19 protein-coding genes are annotated in these 19,558 nt (G+C 43.7%); 13 read left to right on the top strand and 6 right to left on the bottom strand.

Translation table 11 applies throughout. The annotated features are described in order from the left end of the window. The first annotated feature begins 202 nt into the window (after positions 1-202). From recN to xerD, 6 genes are all read left to right on the top strand, one after another. Positions 203-1,882 carry a DNA repair protein RecN gene (gene recN, locus B4K26_RS00770; protein ID WP_296242982.1) on the top strand — a complete coding sequence of 560 codons (1,680 nt, stop codon included), beginning with the start codon at positions 203-205 and terminating at the stop codon, positions 1,880-1,882. Positions 1,883-2,076: 194 nt separating this feature from the next. Next, positions 2,077-2,640: a YqgE/AlgH family protein gene (locus B4K26_RS00765; RefSeq protein ID WP_296242981.1), complete on the top strand. Its 564-nt coding sequence runs from the start codon at positions 2,077-2,079 to the stop codon at positions 2,638-2,640. A gap of 72 nt (positions 2,641-2,712) precedes the next feature. Further along, on the top strand, positions 2,713-3,246 hold the full coding sequence (gene ruvX, locus B4K26_RS00760) for a Holliday junction resolvase RuvX (protein ID WP_296242980.1): 534 nt from the start codon (positions 2,713-2,715) through the stop codon (positions 3,244-3,246). A 74-nt stretch (positions 3,247-3,320) separates the two neighbouring features. After that, positions 3,321-3,800, top strand: coding sequence for a hypothetical protein (locus B4K26_RS00755; RefSeq protein ID WP_296242979.1), 480 nt, complete (start codon positions 3,321-3,323; stop codon positions 3,798-3,800). A gap of 68 nt (positions 3,801-3,868) precedes the next feature. Continuing rightward, a complete protein-coding gene (gene tusA, locus B4K26_RS00750; protein WP_409521343.1) occupies positions 3,869-4,195 on the top strand; it encodes a sulfurtransferase TusA in 327 nt (108 codons plus the stop codon). Positions 4,196-4,244: 49 nt separating this feature from the next. Beyond that, on the top strand, positions 4,245-5,183 hold the full coding sequence (gene xerD / locus B4K26_RS00745) for a site-specific tyrosine recombinase XerD (RefSeq protein WP_296242978.1): 939 nt from the start codon (positions 4,245-4,247) through the stop codon (positions 5,181-5,183). 16 nt (positions 5,184-5,199) lie between these two features. Here the strand turns inward: xerD and B4K26_RS00740 are convergent, their stop codons facing one another. Then, positions 5,200-5,634 (bottom strand): PH domain-containing protein, encoded by a 435-nt coding sequence (locus B4K26_RS00740; RefSeq protein ID WP_296242977.1) that lies wholly within the window; start codon positions 5,632-5,634, stop codon positions 5,200-5,202. Positions 5,635-5,827: 193 nt separating this feature from the next. Here B4K26_RS00740 and B4K26_RS00735 point away from each other — a divergent pair, with 193 nt between their 5' ends. Then, complete coding sequence (locus tag B4K26_RS00735) at positions 5,828-6,436, top strand: class I SAM-dependent methyltransferase (protein ID WP_296242976.1); 609 nt, start codon at positions 5,828-5,830, stop codon at positions 6,434-6,436. A gap of 89 nt (positions 6,437-6,525) precedes the next feature. On the opposite strand, the gene lptG is transcribed toward B4K26_RS00735, so the two are convergent. Together lptG and B4K26_RS00725 are read right to left on the bottom strand one after the other, a co-directional pair. After that, a complete protein-coding gene (gene lptG, locus B4K26_RS00730; protein ID WP_296242975.1) occupies positions 6,526-7,767 on the bottom strand; it encodes an LPS export ABC transporter permease LptG in 1,242 nt (413 codons plus the stop codon). Continuing rightward, positions 7,767-9,059, bottom strand: a complete 1,293-nt coding sequence (locus B4K26_RS00725; RefSeq protein ID WP_296242974.1) for an LPS export ABC transporter permease LptF — start codon at positions 9,057-9,059, stop codon at positions 7,767-7,769. Before B4K26_RS00725 ends, lptG begins: the two co-directional genes overlap by 1 nt. Positions 9,060-9,646: 587 nt before the next feature. Here B4K26_RS00725 and B4K26_RS00720 point away from each other — a divergent pair. The 3 genes from B4K26_RS00720 (at position 9,647) to sstT (ending at position 13,241) form a co-directional block, all read left to right on the top strand. Beyond that, positions 9,647-11,296, top strand: coding sequence for a leucyl aminopeptidase (locus B4K26_RS00720; protein ID WP_296242973.1), 1,650 nt, complete (start codon positions 9,647-9,649; stop codon positions 11,294-11,296). Positions 11,297-11,360: 64 nt separating this feature from the next. Beyond that, positions 11,361-11,849, top strand: a complete 489-nt coding sequence (locus B4K26_RS00715) for a DNA polymerase III subunit chi (protein WP_296242972.1) — start codon at positions 11,361-11,363, stop codon at positions 11,847-11,849. Positions 11,850-12,038: 189 nt separating this feature from the next. Further along, positions 12,039-13,241, top strand: coding sequence for a serine/threonine transporter SstT (gene sstT, locus B4K26_RS00710; protein ID WP_296242971.1), 1,203 nt, complete (start codon positions 12,039-12,041; stop codon positions 13,239-13,241). Between the two features lie 79 nt (positions 13,242-13,320). Here sstT and B4K26_RS00705 read toward each other — a convergent pair whose 3' ends face one another. Both B4K26_RS00705 and B4K26_RS00700 read right to left on the bottom strand, forming a co-directional pair. Next, the gene (locus B4K26_RS00705; protein ID WP_296242970.1) at positions 13,321-13,644 is read right to left on the bottom strand and encodes a chaperone modulator CbpM; all 324 of its coding nucleotides are present in this window, start codon (positions 13,642-13,644) and stop codon (positions 13,321-13,323) included. Positions 13,645-13,761: 117 nt separating this feature from the next. Next, positions 13,762-14,781: a DnaJ C-terminal domain-containing protein gene (locus B4K26_RS00700; protein WP_296242969.1), complete on the bottom strand. Its 1,020-nt coding sequence runs from the start codon at positions 14,779-14,781 to the stop codon at positions 13,762-13,764. A gap of 495 nt (positions 14,782-15,276) precedes the next feature. Here B4K26_RS00700 and B4K26_RS00695 point away from each other — a divergent pair, with 495 nt between their 5' ends. Next, positions 15,277-15,639 carry a septal ring lytic transglycosylase RlpA family protein gene (locus tag B4K26_RS00695; RefSeq protein ID WP_296242968.1) on the top strand — a complete coding sequence of 121 codons (363 nt, stop codon included), beginning with the start codon at positions 15,277-15,279 and terminating at the stop codon, positions 15,637-15,639. Between the two features lie 112 nt (positions 15,640-15,751). Here the strand turns inward: B4K26_RS00695 and B4K26_RS00690 are convergent, their stop codons facing one another. Continuing rightward, on the bottom strand, positions 15,752-17,797 hold the full coding sequence (locus B4K26_RS00690; protein ID WP_296242967.1) for an ATP-binding cassette domain-containing protein: 2,046 nt from the start codon (positions 17,795-17,797) through the stop codon (positions 15,752-15,754). Between the two features lie 495 nt (positions 17,798-18,292). On the opposite strand from B4K26_RS00690, the gene erpA reads away from it, so the two are divergent. Together erpA and B4K26_RS00680 are read left to right on the top strand one after the other, a co-directional pair. Continuing rightward, entirely contained in the window at positions 18,293-18,673 is a 381-nt protein-coding gene (gene erpA / locus B4K26_RS00685; RefSeq protein ID WP_409521342.1) for an iron-sulfur cluster insertion protein ErpA, read from the top strand. Positions 18,674-19,041: 368 nt separating this feature from the next. Beyond that, entirely contained in the window at positions 19,042-19,398 is a 357-nt protein-coding gene (locus B4K26_RS00680) for a roadblock/LC7 domain-containing protein (protein ID WP_296242966.1), read from the top strand. Positions 19,399-19,558: the final 160 nt, after the last annotated feature.

The raw sequence follows: 19,558 nt of genomic DNA, 5'->3' as shown, positions 1-19,558 counted from the left end.
TATCTATAAAGTTTGTTACAGCGGCCAACTTTCATTACCTTTAAAATTTGTATTTAGGGCTTTTTGCCACCATAATATTTACCAATCATTTTTATCTCATTGGTTCCATTAACCAAAGCCGTTTATTCCCTTATTTATCCTATCGTAGACGTGAATAATCAGTACAATTGCTGACACTTATTGTCTGCCATGAGAGGCGTTGATGCTCATATCATTAACTTTATATCAGTTTGCATTGATTGCTCAGCACGAGTTGAGTATGGCTGAAGGCTTCAATGTCATCACCGGCGAGACGGGTGCTGGTAAGTCATTATTATTAGATGCGCTGGCTTTATGTGCAGGCGAGCGCGCCGATAGTGCCATGGTCAGGCATGGCGCTTCGCATGCTGATATTTATGCACAGTTCGATGTGGAAAATAATAGCGTCGTCGCAGAGTGGTTTGCTAAAAACGATCGACCTTTAGAGGAACCTGAGGTCCTGATTCGCCGTCAACTCAGCAATACTGGGCGCTCAAAAGCATGGTTAAATGGGTCGCCGGTCAGCTTGGCGGAATTAAAAAGTCTGGGGGCGTTACTGGTTAATATTCATAGTCAGCACGCCCAGCAAGCATTGCTCAAACCGCAATTTGTGGTGCAGTGGCTCGATGAGATGGCACAAATTACACCACTTGCGGCGCAAACAGCCAGCAGTTATCAAGCTTATCAGCAGCTTAAACGCTGCGCTGATGATATCGCAAGCCGTGAAGCCCAGCGCCAAGACCGTATTCAACTATTACAAAGTCAGCTTTCCGACATTGCCCCGCTACTTGCCGTTGATTATGCCGAGGTCGAAGCGGAACACGAAGAGTTATCCAATATTGAAGCACTTATGACGGAAGCCAGTCATGGCTTGCATCTACTTGATAATGATAACGATGAGCCAGATGTCATGACCTTGCTCGGTCAAGCAATTAAGCTTTGTGATAACCAAATGAGTGTTAGCCACACCTTTGAGCAGGCGTCCGAACAGCTACATTTAGCACAGCAGCAAATCACTGAGGTCACGGGCTTACTATCAGATTATGCTGAGCAGCAATTGCCCGACCCTGAGCGCTTGCAAACACTTGATAGCTTAATCAGTCTTGGTCACCGCTTGTCACGTAAGCATGGCTTGCCAGCTAACGACTTGATTGATGAAGCAAAACAGTGGCAAGCACAATTAGAACAATTAGAAAACGAGCCAAGTAGCGATGCCATGGCGGCGCAAATTGAACAAGCATGGCAAGATTATCTTGCGCTCGCGACTCAGCTCAACAAAGAACGCGTGAGAGCTGCGCCAAAGGTCAGTAGTCAGCTGATTAAGCAGTTACAACCGCTTGCCCTGCCAAATGCACGCTGCGAGTTTGTCTTTACCAAAAAAGCAGATCCTAGTCAGTATAATGGGCAAGGTTGCTTTGATATCGATTTGTTGTTTAGTGCCAACGTCGGAATGCCAATGCAACCGCTGCATAAGATTGCCTCAGGAGGTGAGCTGTCGCGGATGGCACTGGTGATGCAAGTTCTGCAAGCGACCAATGCCGATAACAATGCCGCCAAGCCAATGCTGGTCTTTGATGAAGTCGATGTCGGTATCAGTGGCGGCACAGCACAAGTGGTTGGCGAGCTATTACGCTCGCTTGGGCAGACGCAGCAACTGCTTGCTATTACTCACCAGGCGCAAGTCGCGGCGCAAGCGCATCAGCATATCTTGGTGCAAAAGCATCATGACGAACAAACCGAAAGCGAATTGTTAATACTGACCGATAGCGCGCAAGTCGACGAACTGGCACGCATGTCAGGTGGTGTAACCATCACTGATGTCACTCGTGACCATGCTCGTAGTTTATTAACCGATGTTAAATAAAGGCGATTGAATGACTGTTATCGAATGGCTGGGATTAAATGACGAACAAATAATTGACTAGCGACAGTACAGTATAGCGTTCTTATCAAATCATCGCTAAATATTTGCTTTAGTTGATTTTTTACTCATTATCGCCATATAGTGGTCTATCATCTCAGTTATTTTATATTTAATATTAGGTTGCGTTTGTTTCTATGTCTAAAGTCAATTTGACCCATCACTTCTTAATTGCCGCGCCCGAGCTGTCGGACCCAAGGTTTGAGCAGGCGTTGATTTATATCTGTCGTCATGATAAGCATGGCGCGCTTGGCCTCATGATCAATCGTCCAATAGAACAAGCTCGCGTGGGAAAATTACTAGAAGATCTTAGTATCGAAGTGACCGATCCGCAAGTGATGGAAGATGTGGCATTAGAGGGTGGCCCTATGTACCCAGAGATTGGCTTTGTCCTGCATACGGGACAGCCAGAATGGGCGTCGTCCTTTGCAATATCAGAAAACGTCTGTATTACCACCAGTCAAGATATCCTCAAACGCATCGCCGCCGGTCAAGGCGTTGGGCACTATCAGCTATGTTTAGGTCATGCTAGCTGGGGTAAAAAGCAGCTTGATCAAGAGCTTTCTAGTGGCGACTGGCTCGTCTGTCCTGCGGATCTAAATTTATTGTTTGATACGCCGTTTGCAGAGCGTTGGCAAATCGCTGCTGATAAAATTGGCGTTAATTTTGATTATTTAAGCAGCGATATTGGTCATGCTTAGTGTCATATGTTCAATGTTATAAACTTAGCAGCATTTGCCCAATAAATACAAAAATAGGAAACATTGCTGATTATGGTAGATAGTATTCTTACAACGGATAGTGCAGATGTTATCAATACTGATAGCACGACTGAACCAACTATTAAGCCGCACCTCATCTTAGCCTTAGATTATGGGGTTAAAAAGATGGGTATGGCACTAGGCAATTCTATTACCGAGACGGCGCGCGCCTTCGATATCTTGGCGATGAATAATGGTCAGCCTGATTGGGACAACCTACTTGGCATTATCAAGGTTTGGGGCGTGGCAAAAGTGGTGGTCGGATTACCACTTAATATGGATGGAAGCAGCTCAATGCTGTCCAAACGGGCGCACAAATTTGCTCGCCGCTTGGCGCATAGAGTTATGGAGCAGCATTTGCCCGTCACTGTGTCTCTCTGCGATGAACGCCTAACCTCAGTGGCAGCACGCGAAATCGCTTGGGAGAATGGCTGGATTCAAAACGAGCGTGACCCAATTGATGATATTTCGGCCTGTATCTTGATGTCGACCTACTTTGCTGATCCGAGTAGCAGTCTTGCCATCGATGCGATTAAAGCGGACTAATATAACAACAAGTCTATTAGTAATATACTGCCTATCTTTGCTACATCATCTAAACGAATATATGACTGATTAATATGACCATTGTCTCAGACCAATCTTTGCAAAATAGCTCGCAGCGTGGCTTTGCACCGCTAGCGATTGCGCGTATTAAAGGCGCTCAGCAGGTAAACCAGATAGCGGTATATCTTATTTATGCCGCGATTATAGCTTTTATGGTCTTTGGTACCATTGCCAGTATCAAAGCTTTCCATGACAATCAACTGCTTTATCAACTTTTCTATAACTTGCCGTATGCCCTAGTAGCGCTGACCATTCCTATTACGATTTATGATGCGTTGGTGATTTATCGCTATCGCTTAAATCAGCCGTCGATGATAGCCATGAGTATTGGTGTATCTACTATCATATTGGTTGGTGGCTTGTTATTTGCCGATACCGCTTGGTTAGGATTGGCCTGTTGGCTTGGCGTGGCATTTTTATTTAAAGTAAGTTTTAAGCGCTTTTTTAACTTTTTGGCGGCTGAAAAAGAAGCCGAAATTGTTGAAGAAATCTAAAAAACGCTTCTAAAGATCTTAAACATAAAAAAAACTTCACCCTTTCTTCATTAATTTAAACGATTATTATGACTACTTTTACCATGCAAACGACCATCAATCATCACTTAGATACCCAAGGGCTGATTTGTCCCGAACCCGTTATGATGCTGCATCGAACCATCCGTAAAGCAGAGGCTGGTGAGATAATTGAAATCCTCGCTACTGATCCTGCGACGACTCGCGACATTCCTAATTTTTGTCGTCATTTGGGGCATGAACTTGTTCAGCAAGAAACGCTTGCTGAAAATGTAAACTTAGACGTTGATCCCGATGAAATTACAGTTGCTAGCGATGATGACGCGCCAACCAGTGCCACGCTTTATCGGTATTTGGTTAAGAAAAAAAGTGCCTAGTCTCTTATGCTTAGTTTCTTATGTTTAGTCCCTTGCTGAGAATCAATCTATGAGCCGTGACCGCGCCGTTCAACAGCGCCAGCCAAAAGCACTTGCCGTTGATGGCGAGCCGAATTATATCACGGAGTTTCGTCAAGCGATGCTGGCGCGGGGTTTGGCAACGCGGACGCGAAACGCTTATGTCCGCGATCTGCGTTCCTGCGAGTTGACCAATCCTATTGCTCTGACAAAATGGCAGCCAGACGATGTGTTGCACTGCTTATCAACCCTCACTATCGAGGGCAAAACGCCACGTTCGCAAGCACGAATGCTCTCAAGCTTGCGTCAGTTCTACCTTTGGATGATTGCCAGTAACCTACGTGAAGACAATCCGTGCGAACGTATCAAAAGCCCCAAATTGGGTCGTCCCTTACCAAAGGATTTAAGCGAAACAGACGTTGACAATCTTCTTACGGCGCCTGATACCAGTACGGCGCTTGGTCTTCGTGATAAAGCCATGTTAGAGGTACTCTATGCCTGCGGTCTGCGTGTGAGCGAGCTGATTAATCTATCCTTGGAGCAAGTGAATTTAAACGCTGGCTGGCTACAAATCACTGGTAAAGGCAATAAAACCCGACTGGTGCCACTCGGCGAATATGCAGCAGAGGCGCTGGAAGATTATCTGTCTCACGGACGTGGCGATTTGATTGCGCATTTGAAATCGGGTAATTGCCAAGCGGTATTTTTGACCGCGCAAGGCGGCTATATGACACGGCAGAACTTTTGGTATCTCATCAAAAAATACGCCAAAGTTGCTAGTATTGATAAAGAGCTATCGCCGCATACGTTACGTCATGCTTTCGCTACTCATTTGCTCAACCATGGTGCGGATCTTCGTAGCGTGCAGTTGTTGCTTGGGCATAGCGACCTATCCACCACGCAAATTTATACCCATGTGGCGACAGCGAGATTGCAGCAATTGCATGCCGAGCATCATCCGCGCGGTTAGATTAAATATGCGTACCTTACTTCACTATCACTATATTAGGATTACGCGCTCGTATTTCTTGGCAAAATAGACGTTTGTCCTTTGGTGATATCAATACCTTTTTATCTTTATACTCTACCTCAAGTCTATCTAATGACAGAGCTGGCGCAGAAATCATATTTCGAGTTGGAGCAATATAAGTAATGTCTGTAAGCTCAATACGCTGCGTAGAAAAACCATTATTTATAAGAAGCTGACCGTCTGATAACGTATATTTCGTACCAAAAAACGGCATAAGCATTAATGCTATAAAAGGTAGAAAAATAAATGCCAAAAAAATAGTTTTGGCGAACGAACCATTTTCACTTTTCTTCCATTGCCAAAATGGAATGGCAATCATCATAAAGCTACCGCCCCAGAGCATAAATCCAATCCAAAAATTAATTTTAGATGTAAATATAATGTCTGTCATAAAATACTTTATAGTTAGCCAAATCGAATTTAAGTTTAGCAAGAATGACCATCTTTATCTTTAACTGCGAGAGATTTTAAATCAATCCATAGCTGCAAACCTGCTCTTTTGTCGTTACAATAGCCTCAATAAAGTACGCGCTGTTTTATTCTATAGCCTACTAACCTTTTTTTATCCAATATCTGAGATTCCTATGAGCCATAGACCCCCTGCTGACCTATTAAAAAGCGCTGAACACTGGCGTGAAGACATTCATTTTCGCCAAGATGTGCTGGGTAAGCCGTTTGATTTTGCGACCACGTGGGGAATTTTTTCACCGCAAAAGCTTGACGATGGTAGCCTGATGCTGCTCGATTATGTGGATTTTCAAGCGGATGATGACTCGATAGATTTGGGCTGTGGTTATGGCGTGCTTGGCATGACAGCAGCGCGTGAATGTCCGAATGGTCTGCATACCTTGATTGATAAAGACTTTATGGCGATAGAATATGCGCGCTTGAATTGCGAGAAAAACGGTCTGAAAAATGTCGATGTGCATTTATCAAACGGTTTTAATCATGTGGCAAAAGACAAAGACTTTAGCCTTGTGATGTCGAACTTACCCGCTAAAGTAGGCAAAGAGCAGCATTATCTATATTTCCTCGATGCTTATGCGCGCATGCGTCAAGGTGGGCGTTTTTATGTGGTGACCATTAATGGCTTACGTCAGTTTATGAAACGCTCATTTACCGAAGTATTTGGTAATAGTGAAAAGGTTAAACAAGGTAAAACTTATACCATTACTATGGCGACCAAAGATTAAGCTTAAGCAACTTAAAATCTGAGCAAAAAAATCCCGCTAACACGATAATGTTTTAGCGGGATTTTTGTTTTTTATCCTCTTGCTTGAGGTTACATCTGACGCTTTAACAAATACCCGCCCAAAATCGCACTGGCAATAATCGGTAATAGCACCATTAATAATGGCGAAAATCCAGTCGCCAGTGAGACAAAACCAACCAAGTCTTGCACGTAACTAAACAGCAAACCAAATAGCAATGCCACGACGATACGTAAGCCCAAGCTATGGGTGCGCAATGAGCCAAAGACGAATGAGCAAGCAACAATCACCAACGATAAAATCGATAATGGTGACAGCAGCTTTTGCCAAAAGGCCAGCTCATGACTTAACGAGCGCGTGCCTTGCTGGCGCATAAATTGGCGATGCTCATATAATTGAGTCAATGACAAATCTTCGGCTTTACGAGTGAGTAAATACACCGATTCAGGCGCAAAAGGCAAACTCAAGGTATCTGTCGGTGCGATAGCTTGGCTACTCTCAAAACCCTGACTAATCATTAGCTTGGTCATATTATTCAGCTGCCACTCATAGCGATATTGCTCGCTAGGTTTGCTGCTATCGGTATCTATCGCCTCGCGGCCGATATACTTTCCGCCCTCGGCATGAATGGCCGTTTGCAGATTGCCATTATTGTCCAAATGCCAGCGTTTGACCTCGCCAATATTACCTTTCACATCGGCATAATCGATATATAAAATATCGCTGCCGTCCGGATTGGCACTACCGTCTTTTGCCCTCTCAAAGCGTGGCTGTACCGTCCAATAACCGCGTACCGAGGTAACAAGCGAGCTGTTGTCTTCATCGTTAATCTCTTGCGCCAATTGATTCGAATGCGGCAGTACAAACTGATTAATCGCCAATGCTAATATCACAAAAATCAAAGCTGGCTGCAACACCCAACCGACGATACGATAAACACTAACACCAGCGGCGCGCATAACGACCAGCTCGCTTTTATTGGCCAGTAAGCCCAAACCAACAACCGCCCCAAGTAACGCTCCAGTCGGGATAAATTGCTCTAAAAAGTACGGTGAGCGATAAAAGATATATTTAATTGCCTCACCCATCGTATAGCTATCATCTAGCGAATCTAGCTCAGATAAATAAGAAAACACCAGCTGCAATGCCCACAAGCCTATGACCGCGCCAACGATAGCAAGCAAAGCGTTTAGTTTAACGTAACGGCTCAGCACTTTTAGATTGGTCGGTTTTGGCGCAAGTTTTAGCTTAGGGCTGGACGAATTTGGCTTTGATGAATTAGACGATGATGACTTAGAGAATAAAGCGCTCATTAGGATTGTCCTCCTTGTGAGCCATTGCTTTGATTATCAGTACTGTTTTGACGAGCGCTAACGATTAATAGCGTATCATCTGGTTTGCGAAAGCGTAAACGATGCTGGACGCGACTGCCCCAATTCATATAAAGCGCCAATGCCATAAATCCTAAGATGAGCCATGCATACGCCCAAACGCTAATACTGCCCTTACTCACGGCGTTTTTGAGGGAGATAATACCCAGTGCACAGCTGACAAATAACAAAATCGACGGGAACAAGCGTAACCAGCGACCTTGACGCGGACGAACTTGCGCCAGTGGCACGGCGAGCATCGGTGCGATAATCATCAACCAAGGCAATGCCAGACGATAACCAAGCTCCCCTTGCGCCGCTCGAAGTGCATTTTCACTATTCACTGCGGTACTGCCTGTTGCCGCTTGCCACAATGGACCAATCGCTTGGGTTTCAATATTGGCTTCGGTGATGACTTCTTTAGATGGCTCGGTCAAGGTAATACGGTAGCGATCAAAGCCCACTTGGTTGTATTTTAGGCTGCCCGCGCCGACTTCATAGCGGCGACCTTGGAACAAATCTAATTGGGTAACGCCGCTACTTCCCGTCTCTACTTGCTGGGCACGTTTAGCAAGGGTAATGGTATCTTTACTGATATCATTATTGCTTGTAAGCGCGTTTGATAACTCTGGAATATTGAGTTGCTCAGCGGTTTTTGGGTCGATATTATTATCGACATCGACAGCCACATTTTTTGCCGCACTACCTTTAGCTTTAGGCTCAGATTGAATCAATATCACATCTTGCAATTGTTTTTTATCATCGCTTAAGCTGCCGACATACAAATGATAATTGCCACTACTGATAAACTGATTGGGACGAATCAAATCAAAAGCGCTGGTCAATGCCTGTTGCTGCCAAACACTTTCCGATGAGCGCACACCCCACGGTTTACCAACGATAGATAAAGCCGCTTCGCCAACAAACAATGCCAGTATTAACGGCGTCATCAAACGGCCAAGCTTACCTCGCGATACGCCACTGGCATTAATCACCGCCATTTCTTGATCGACGTATAAGCGTCCAAATACCAGCATTAAAGCGATAAAAAATGCCAACGGTAGAATAAGCTCTAAAAAGTAGGGTAAATTATAACCAATGATGGTAAATAATAAGCTGATATCCAGGTTGCCTTCTGCCGCAATGCCAAAATAACGGATTAAGCGCCCCCCAAGCATCATCACCACTAAAAACCCCAATACCAAGGCGGTCGTTGAAGCAACTTGTTGGGTCATATAGCGGCGTAATATCACAATGGGCACTCTTTAAGAAAGGTTGGTATGCGTACAATTTAGCGCAGTTTGACTGGCGATACGTTATAAATAGTAGCGATAAAGATAACCGCTAATCCTAGCATATTTTGCTTAAAAATGGCTGTGAAATGTGTTTGAAAAATTTGCGTCTATCTTGCTACAGCGCTGCATTCATAGCTAATATTATAAAAATTCGAAAAATAGTGAGCACATTTAACTGATAAGATTCTCTTAATATAAAGGCATTTCAATTAAGTATTTGAATTATATTTTTGCTGTATGTCATTTAGCAAAGTTTGTTTGTCCTTCGTATCCTTTGCCACGCCTTTTTAGGTTTTATTGCTAGACTACTATTCCTGCAGAATTTAACTGGCAAAAATGCTTAAGTAATCAAGTCAAACTAAAAGGGTGACGTTAATAGCGACGACGTGCTCACTGCGCACTCGTCTCGCAATATGCTACACTATTGTGCTAGCTGCAAAAGCCACAGTATTTAAAAAGTATTATTTTAAAAAGCACGATCACATGAATAAAATGCGTCATTTCATAACTCTAATAAGGATAATTATATGAATATTAAGTTAACCCAAACCCTGCCAAAGATGCATACGCAAAAAATACTTAAAAAAGAAGCCAAAAGTAAAGACGCGGCTTGTCTTGTCGTTTTAATTGATGACAAGAAAAACATTTTAGCGGAATCGGCATTAAGCGATTATCAAAGCCGCATTGAGCAATTGATTGAGGTATCGCACTTTAACGGCAAAGCCTGCGAAACCGTAGCTGATTATGCGTTAGCGGGCGATAAGAAAACCGCAAAAGAAAACCCAGTTCAGCTGTTACTGGTCGGTGTTGGTAATCTTGATAAGCTTGGCCATAGCGGTTTGCAAAAAATTGCTAATACCATTTATCAAAGCACGCAAAAACGCGTCGATTCTATTACTATTGCCTTAGGTGATGCGTTAGAAGAAATCCATTTTAGCCAGTTTGCCCTGAATTTATTGGCAGCAAGCTACCGTTTTGATAAATATAAATCGGAGCAAACCGCACCAGTTTTAACCGATATTTATTTACTTGCTGATAAGTCTTTGCAAGCATCATTAGAATTCACCCAAGCGGTGTTTGCCGGTCAAAGCTTAACCCGTGATGTGGCTAATGAGCCGGGCAATATCTGCTTCCCTGCTTATATGGCTGAACAAGCCGAAGCGTTGGCTAAAACCTATCCTGACCTATTAAAGGTGACCGTAGTCGGTGAAGATGAGATGTCAGCGCTCGGTATGAATTGCTTCTTAGCGGTTGCGCAAGGTTCTGCTAAAGAAGGTAAATTGGTACTACTAGAGTATCGTGGTAAATCTAACTTTAGCGCCAAAGCGGGTGCTAACAAAATCGCCAATAGCAGCGCAAAAGTAACCGACGGTCTAAAAGCGTTGGCGGATAAACTTCCAACCAAAGTTACTAGCAAAAAATCTGACAACAGCGATGCAAAATCGGTAAAGGATGATGCACCTATTGTATTAGTGGGTAAAGGCGTCACCTTTGATTCAGGTGGTATCTCAATCAAGCCAGGTGCGGCGATGGATGAGATGAAATTTGATATGGGCGGTTCAGCGTCGGTTCTCGGCACAATTAAAGCTCTGTGTGAATCACGTCTCCCGATTAACGTTGTTGGCGCCTTGGCTTGTGCAGAAAATATGCCATCAGGTGATGCGACCCGCCCAGGCGATATTGTGAAAGCCATGAACGGCAAATCGGTCGAAATTCTAAACACCGACGCCGAAGGTCGATTGGTCTTAGCTGATACTTTATGCTACGTACAGCGCTATAATCCAAAAGCGATTATTGATGTGGCAACCTTAACGGGCGCTTGTGTGGTTGCGCTAGGTCATGTACGCTCAGCGGTGTTTAGTAATGACGAAGACGTGTTATTTGAGTTAGAAAACGCCAGTCATTTATCAGGCGATTTAATCTGGCATATGCCGTTAGATGATGACTATCAAACGCAGCTTGACTCGCCTATCGCTGATATGCAAAACATCGGTGGTAAAGGTGGCGGTGCTATCACGGCCGCTTGCTTCTTATCGCGCTTTGTCGAAGAAGGTCAAGCATGGGCGCATTTAGACATTGCTGGCACGGCTTGGAACTCAGGAAAAGACAAAGCAGCAACGGGTCGCCCTGTGCCATTATTTATGCAGTACTTAAAAAACAGCGCAAACATGGCCTAATCGGTTCTCAGTAGTCCATTGATGCAAGACCACTTTATATAAAACAATGTATGAAAATGAATTTATGAACATCAGTTTTTATATCTTAAGTGAAAGTAAAGCCCAAGATTACTTGGGCTTTATTTGTCAGTTGACCCAAACGGCGCTCAATAAAAGTAGCCAGTCGTTGCTGATTCTTATCGAAAAAGACGATGAATTGCTATCGACGCTTGATGAGGCGCTCTGGTCACATGATGCTGTCAGCTTTATACCGCATCAACGGCTTATGGGTTCTAATATCGCTGACGATACTGAAAATACGACCATTAATCCTATGAACGATCAACCGTTAGCACCTGTCCTACTTGGCAGCTATATGCCAGCGGATTTTAAAGGTATTGTCCTAAATACCACCATCCGCCCAGTAAATACTTTTATGGCAGCGACCAATAATGCCCAACCTACGCGTGTTCTTGAGTTGATAAAACCCGATTCTAATAGCGTGCAAGAAGGTCGTCATAAGTATAAAGCTTATCAACAAATGGCCTATGAGTTGACCCATTTTAACGTTTAAGGGCTAAAACTTTATCATTTGTGTTGTTAAGAAACTCACGCCTTATCAAACCTATTTATCCTTAACCCTATATACGAGTAGCTTTGGGTAAAAGGTATGTTTTTGACTGAAAAAAATGCTAACATCCTCCGATTGATTTTTCTTTTCCCAGGTGAATTTTTTATTTATCGTCAAACTCGAGGTGTATGGATGCATTCAGTAATTGCGATGTACCAGCGTATAGGGCTGGTGCCACTTATTGTTATTGGTTTAATATTAGGGGTATTGATTGGCTGGTTGGCGCCAAGTATTGGTATTGCGCTTGGTTTATTAGGGACGCTATTTGTCGGTGCCCTAAAAGCAGTCGCGCCGATATTGGTCTTTATTTTGGTTATGGCAGCGATTAGCCAACACCGCAGTGGTAACGAAGTGTACGTCAAACCTGTGCTTATTATGTACATGTTCGGCACCTTTTTGGCAGCACTGACCGCCGTTGGCGCAAGCTTTTTATTCCCAACAGAGCTGATATTGGTCAATACCGCCATTGAGCAAGTGCCACCTGCTAACCTGCAGGAAGTATTGACCAACCTGCTGATGAACTTGGTTGCCAATCCGGTCGATGCTATTGCTGAAGCCAATTATATCGGTATTTTAGCGTGGGCAGTTATCATTGGTTTTGCCTTACGTCAAGCCAGCGATACCGCTCGAGCGGTGGTCAATGATTTTTCTGATGCGATATCACAAGTGGTGAAGTGGGTCATCGCTTTAGCGCCGTTTGGTATTTTAGGCTTGGTTGCCAATACCGTTGCTGAGACAGGGTTTGCTGCTTTGGCTGGTTATGCTCGTATCTTGTTGGTACTGGTCGGTTGTATGCTGTTTATCGCGCTAGTGGTCAACCCAATTATTGTATTGGTTAAGACGGGCAAAAACCCTTTCCCACTGGTATTTACTTGCCTGCGTGAATCAGGGATTACTGCATTCTTTACGCGCTCATCGGCCGCCAATATTCCAGTCAATATGAACCTTGCGCGTAAATTAGGTCTGCACGAAGACACTTATTCGGTCACCATTCCACTTGGTGCGACCATAAATATGGCGGGCGCAGCGATTACTATTAATGTCTTAACCCTTGCGGCAGCGCATACGTTAGGCATCGAAGTAACATTTGCGTCAGCGCTGTTATTAAGTCTGGTCGCGACTATCAGTGCTTGCGGCGCTTCTGGTGTTGCTGGCGGTTCGCTACTGTTAATTCCATTAGCAGCAAGTCTATTTAGCATTCCAAACGACATTGCTATGCAAGTGGTGGCAATTGGCTTTATCATCGGTGTGGTACAAGATTCCGCTGAAACCGCGTTGAACTCGTCAACAGACGTCTTATTTACCGCCGCGGCTGATCCAAAATATGCACGTTAGTTTTTAAAGTGTGATTGGCAAACCATAAAGGGTCTCGTTTTAGGGACCCTTTTTTATATGTACAATTATTAGACGTTGGCTACTTTAAATGCTCGACGTCTACTTCAATCACGGGCAGCTGACTATCTAACTGGCGCTTAAATTGGCGCAGCTGCTCGACTTCATCCAACAGCTCAAGTATCAAACCAATCGCTGGTACACTGGCTTCAAAATCACGGCTCAGGCGCGAGGCACGGCGTACGGTGGTTAGCTGATAGCCGGTAAATTGCTGGCGCTCTGGCACATCATATTCGATGATATTTTCTTCAATCAATTCGATAACCCATTGGCGCTCTTGACCACAGGCAGATACGAGCTCATCTAAGCTCAAGATAATGTCGGTAAATTCAGGCGAGTGTTTCATAATGATTATCCTCGTTTGCGCTTCATTTTATCGTATGGTCTTTATCTCTATTACAGGGCAATTATGCATAATTAATCACAGTTAATAACTAATGCCACCAATCGTTAATAACAGTCATTAACGGCTAATACTGATATCAGCAAACGCTTCTTTGAGCTGTTCGTAGGCTTTGGTAGCCGTCTCACTGCCGATATCAGGATTGACAATATTTAAGGTTAAATATAAATTTCCCGCTTGCTTAGCAGGGATACCCTTACCTTTTAAACGCAAGTTGCTGCCCGATTTGCTGTTTTTTGGAATTGTCACGCCAAGTGTCCCTGCTGGAGTACTAACGCTAATTTTCTCACCGAGTGCCGCTTCCCAAGGTGCTATATTGACCGTTTGATAAACATCAGCGCCCTCGATACGGATATTGTCTGGGTGACGAATTTTGACTTTTAAAAATAAATCACCGTTTTTACCGCCACCCATTCCAGCCGCACCTTGCCCAGCTAAGCGAATTTGCTTGCCGTCAGTGATGCCCTTAGGAATTTTAATTTTAAGGGTTTTATTTTCATAATCGACACTGCCATTCGGCTGACGAACGGGCACATTCAACTTAATACTGTAGTCATCGCCGCTATAGACTGAGGCCAAATCCACGGTAATCTCCGCATGTTGGTCTTGGCCTTGGTTATTTTGTGCGCCAAAACCTCCGCCAAATTGATCAAAGCCACTGTTTTGTGAGCGGCCACCAGTTTGACCACGCGCACCGCGACCAAAGGCTGAAAAAATATCATCGAAGCGAAAACCGCCACCACCATATGCTTCGCCTTCACCAAACTGATCTTTGATGTCTTCCCAGCGAAAGCCGCCCTGTCCGCCGCCTGCTGATTGCCCACCAAAACCGCCGAAGCCACCAGCGCCGCCTTGACCGGCGAAAGGATTGTCTAGCATGACATCATATTCTGCGCGCTTATCCTTGTTTCTGAGAGTTTCATAAGCGTTATTGATTTCCGCGATTTTACTATCAGCGTCTGGATCGTCACTGACGTCAGGGTGATATTGCCGCACAAGCTTACGATATTTCTTTTTAATCTCAGCATCGGTAGCGTCTTTTTTGACGCCCAAAATGTCATAGTAATTTTTCTCTGCCATGTTGTTGTTCCTCAATATAAAAGCACGTGAATAAGACTGATATGCCAATGTAAACGAGACAATTGGGAATTTTGAATGACGGCGGCATAACAAATTGTCGTTATCATCTTCTTTCCATCATAACAATAATAGAAACCCAAACCGTTAGTTAAATATTACCAGTCATGCGATAGCTTATAGGTGCACCGTAGATAATTTAAAATAGATACTTTATTCAATACTTTGACAATTACCTTAAGTATAAAGGCTATATTTATAAGTAATAATGGAGATATTGTTAAGAAAATTAAAGAGAAGTTAAGGGGATTAAACAATGGATATCTATAGATTTGAAGGCGTAAAAACGCCCTTTTGACCTTGATAGTTCTTTTACATACCTGTAAGAGTATAACAAGCTCTTTCTTGTAAAATGCCTTTATTATTTGTACTCGCAGGGGGTATGGATAGCATAGGCAAGAGTATCTGTCTATCTCATCAATAGAAAATAGGTATTAAATGTCTTATTTAATCAAGTCTTTAGTCATCACTTTATCGCTACTGCTAAGTACCACTGTTTTTGCTGGCAACACCAGTTACTATGGTAGTAAGTTCCACGGCAAACGTACCGCAAGTGGCAGTATCTTCAATATGAATTCCCTTACCGCCGCGCATAAAACGCTGCCTTTTGGAACGAAGGTGCAAGTGACCAACAAAAAGACAAAGCAGAGCGTGATCGTAAAAATAACTGATAGAGGGCCTTACATTAAAGGTCGTATTCTGGATTTATCGAAAGCCGCTGCTGGTCAAATAAACTGTCAGCTTTGTACGACCACGATGAAAATACTGTCTTATGGCGATGGTAAATACCGAATGGAATAATGGCAAAAAAAGGGAAAGCTCACGCTCTCCCTTTTTTTAGGTCTACTAATTTTTTATCTTTACTATGTTAAGTGCTTAATTGCTGAAGTCCTAAACCAGACTTTAAAGCACTCTACTCAAAACCTGCTTCCATTTCCTCTAAAGTCGTCATCGCTAGCAATAACTTTTCTTCATTATCGCTATGCTGCTGCTGTAGCGCGGTTTGCTCATTGAGTAAAACCAGCAAATCAGATTTGCGACTTTCTTCGTACAGCTCAGTATCGGCAAGCTTAGTCTCTAAACTTGTCAATTTTTCATCGATTTGAGCCAAGGCTTTTTCTGTGTTTTCAATCTCGCGGCGAATCGGTGCCGTGAGTTTGCGCTGCTCAGCGGCCAATTTGCGCTGTTCTTCCTTGCTAAGCACAGGCTGAGTCACTTTAGTATTTGCAGGTACAGATGATGCTTTATTGCTCACTTGTTTATTGGTTTGACTATTTGCTAAATGAGATTCTGTTTCACGTGAAACAAACTTCTTGCTCTCTTTTTTGCTCTTTTTCTTACCCGTATTTTTATCTGGCGAATTCTCTTGTTTGCGTTTTTCCGCGAGCCACTTACCGTAATCGCTGATATCGCCATCAAACTCATCGATTCGTCCATCATGCACTAAAAACAGCTCATCGCAGACATTAGCGATAAGCTCACGGTCATGCGATACCAACACCACTGCCCCTTTAAAACCTTGCAAGGCGATGGTCAAAGCTTGTCGCATTTGTAAGTCTAAATGGTTGGTAGGTTCATCAAGGACAAGGACATTGGGGCGTTGCCAAACAATCAACGCCAAGGTTAATCGCGCGCGCTCACCACCGGAAAATAGTTCACTTGGGGTATCAATACGGTCACCTCGAAAGTCAAAACTGCCAAGGAATGAGCGCAATTCGGCATCTGAGGTTTTACCTGCTAAGCGGCGTAGCATTTCCATGGGCGTCGCTGACGCATCCAACGCATCCATTTGATGCTGGTTAAAATAGCCAAGTTTAAGGGTATCAGACACGCGGTAGTTGCCTGATAAAATACCAAGCTCGCCAACCAATGCCTTAATCAACGTCGATTTACCAGCACCATTCATTCCCAATAAACCAAGACGGGTATCTGGCGTCACTTGGACGTTGGCGTTGTGTAGTATCGGTATTTCGCTATAGCCGATATCCGCATTGGTCATCTCAATCAGCGGCGAGCTCATATTGGCAGGCTCATAAAAGCGAAACGAAAACGGATTGTCCGCCATCATTGGTGACAGCTCTGCCATACGTTCAAGCTGCTTAATACGGCTTTGCGCTTGTTTGGCTTTACTGGCTTTTGCGCGGAAACGACGAATAAAGTCGTCTAAGTGTGCTTTGGTCGCTTGTTGCTTTTCAAACGCTTGCTGCTGCTGCGCCATACGCTCATGACGGGTACGGATAAACTGCTGATAATTACCCGTATAAAGGGTGATTTTTTGTTGTTCGACGTGCAAGATATGACCGACCGTGGCGTCTAAAAACGCTTGGTCATGCGAGATAACAATCACCAGACCAGTATAAGCATTGATCCAAGTCTCAAGCCAAAGAATGGCATCTAAGTCCAAATGGTTGGTTGGTTCATCGAGAAGCATTAAATCCGCGCGGCTCATCAAGGTTTTAGCAAGGTTTAAGCGCATACGCCAGCCGCCCGAAAACCCTTCTACAGGCAGATCGTGCTGACTGGTATTAAAACCAAGACCCGCCATGATTTGCGCGGCTTTGGTCGGCGTCCGATAGCCATCAATCTCATCGAACTGTTGATGCAAAACGCCAATTTGTTCATCACTCACGCTACTTAAATCACTCAAAGCGGCATTAATCTCATACCACTGCTCATCGCCACTTAACACATAGTCAATCGCCGTCTGTGTACTTGCGCCCACTTCCTGCGCCATATGCGCCACCTGCCAGCTATCAGGGATACCGACTTCGCCCTTATCAAGGGTGACCTCGGTATCACCTGTGCCCATTTGCGTCAACAATAAGGCAAACAAAGTGGATTTGCCGGTGCCGTTATTGCCCGTTAAGCCAACTTTGTGGCCCGGATGGAGCTGAAAGCTTGCCCCTGCAAACAACTCACGACCATCACGGCGAACGCCAACGTCTTTAAATTCGATCATATAATTTCTTCATCTCAACAATAATATAAAACTTAAGGCAATAAAAAACACCCGTCTGGCATGTTTACAGGCGGCTATTATTTCAAACGCTTAGCCTATAGGCAAACGATTAAATAAGTATTTTAAATTCAACCTTTTACATGGCTAAAAACTGCTTGATATCTCAGTCGCGAATCATAATCTTGCGTATCTATTTAATTTAACATTGATTATCGTCACAACCACTGCTATCACCCTTGACAAATCAATCATAACCCCAATTATGCTATACTAGTAAAACACTATTGACATCATGCAGTTAAGTGCTGAAGGCATTGCTATTCGCTTAAGTGCTATGACAGCTCGACATGAGCATCAAAGCTATGACCCAATCTCATTATTTTACGGTAGCCTATGCTTTATAAGTTGCTACTTATAAGTCGCCCTATCCAGTATAAATAGACGGCCTCGCATGAATAAAAAACAAATCATTTGATTTTAGCAACTGAGGTAGATATGAACGAATCAGCCAACCAATTTAACCCAAGCTCAAGCCAACCTGTGGACCCGACCGCCTTAAATTTGACCGATGGTGCGGCACAAAAAGTGCGTCGTCTGCGTGAAGAAGAAGGCGACAGCAACCTGATGCTGCGTGTCTATGTGACGGGCGGCGGCTGTTCAGGCTTCTCTTACGGTTTTAACTTTGCCAATGACTTAAATGAAGACGATGCCAACTTTGACAATGGCGATGTCACCTTGGTTGTCGATTCGCTAAGTTATCAGTATTTACAAGGCTCGACCGTTGACTATACCGAAGGGTTAGAGGGTGCGCGTTTTATCGTGACTAATCCAAATGCCACTACCACATGCGGCTGCGGTTCATCGTTCTCACTTTAAGCAGCTCGAGTTGAGCAAGTCGGGATAGTGGCTTTATCTTAGAAGCAATACAGTGCTTTCTAATAAATTTAAGTATACAATCGTAAACTGAAAAAGTCGTTTTTGACCAATAATCGGGTTAAAAGTAGATTTAGTCGGTTTGCGATTGTTTTTTTTTGGAATCGTGCTTAAATATCGCCTTCTTTTGAGAAGCTACTCTAATCAATCTGTTGTATTAGTGAGCGCTTAACATGTTTTGCAAAGCTTTTGGTTGCGAGCCTTTTATTAAAATATTTTTGTTAGAAGATTTTTGATTAAAGAGTTTTGCTCTTAAAGAATAATGACTAAAAAAATCCTACCCCTACTCCAAATTATGAAGGTACACCCTCATGGCTAAGTTAACACTTGACGCATTAAATGACATCGACGGCTTTATCGCCGCCGCGCTAGTAGACAGCGAATCTGGTCTTGCAATGGCCACGCTTGGCTCTGGCATTGACCTTGAGCTAGCAGCCGCTGGCAACACCGAAGTACTACGCTCTAAGCGCAAAGTAGCAGCAGCGCTAAATTTAAATGAGAACATCGAAGACATTCTTATCACTTTGAGCAAGCAGTACCATTTGCTACGTCCACTAGTACGTAATGACAGTTTATTTTTATACCTTGTACTTGACCGTCAAAAATCAAACCTAGCCATGGCGCGTCATATTCTAAAGAGTTTTGAGACTGAATTAGAATTCTCATAAGCTGACTATTTAGAACAGTAACTTATTTGAAGCATCTACCTGATAAGTAGGTGCTTTTTTACGTTAATCCTTTTTAATTTAAAGCAGTTAACTTGCATAATAACGGCGCTATCTAACCCATTTTGCAAACCAAATAACAGTCGTCTGAACGCAAGTGAAG

This window comes from Psychrobacter sp. UBA6766 (assembly GCF_002453355.1).
GTDB lineage: Bacteria > Pseudomonadota > Gammaproteobacteria > Pseudomonadales > Moraxellaceae > Psychrobacter.
The sequence above is the reverse complement of the archived record's forward strand: the minus strand, read 5'-3'. Positions and strand labels throughout refer to the sequence as shown.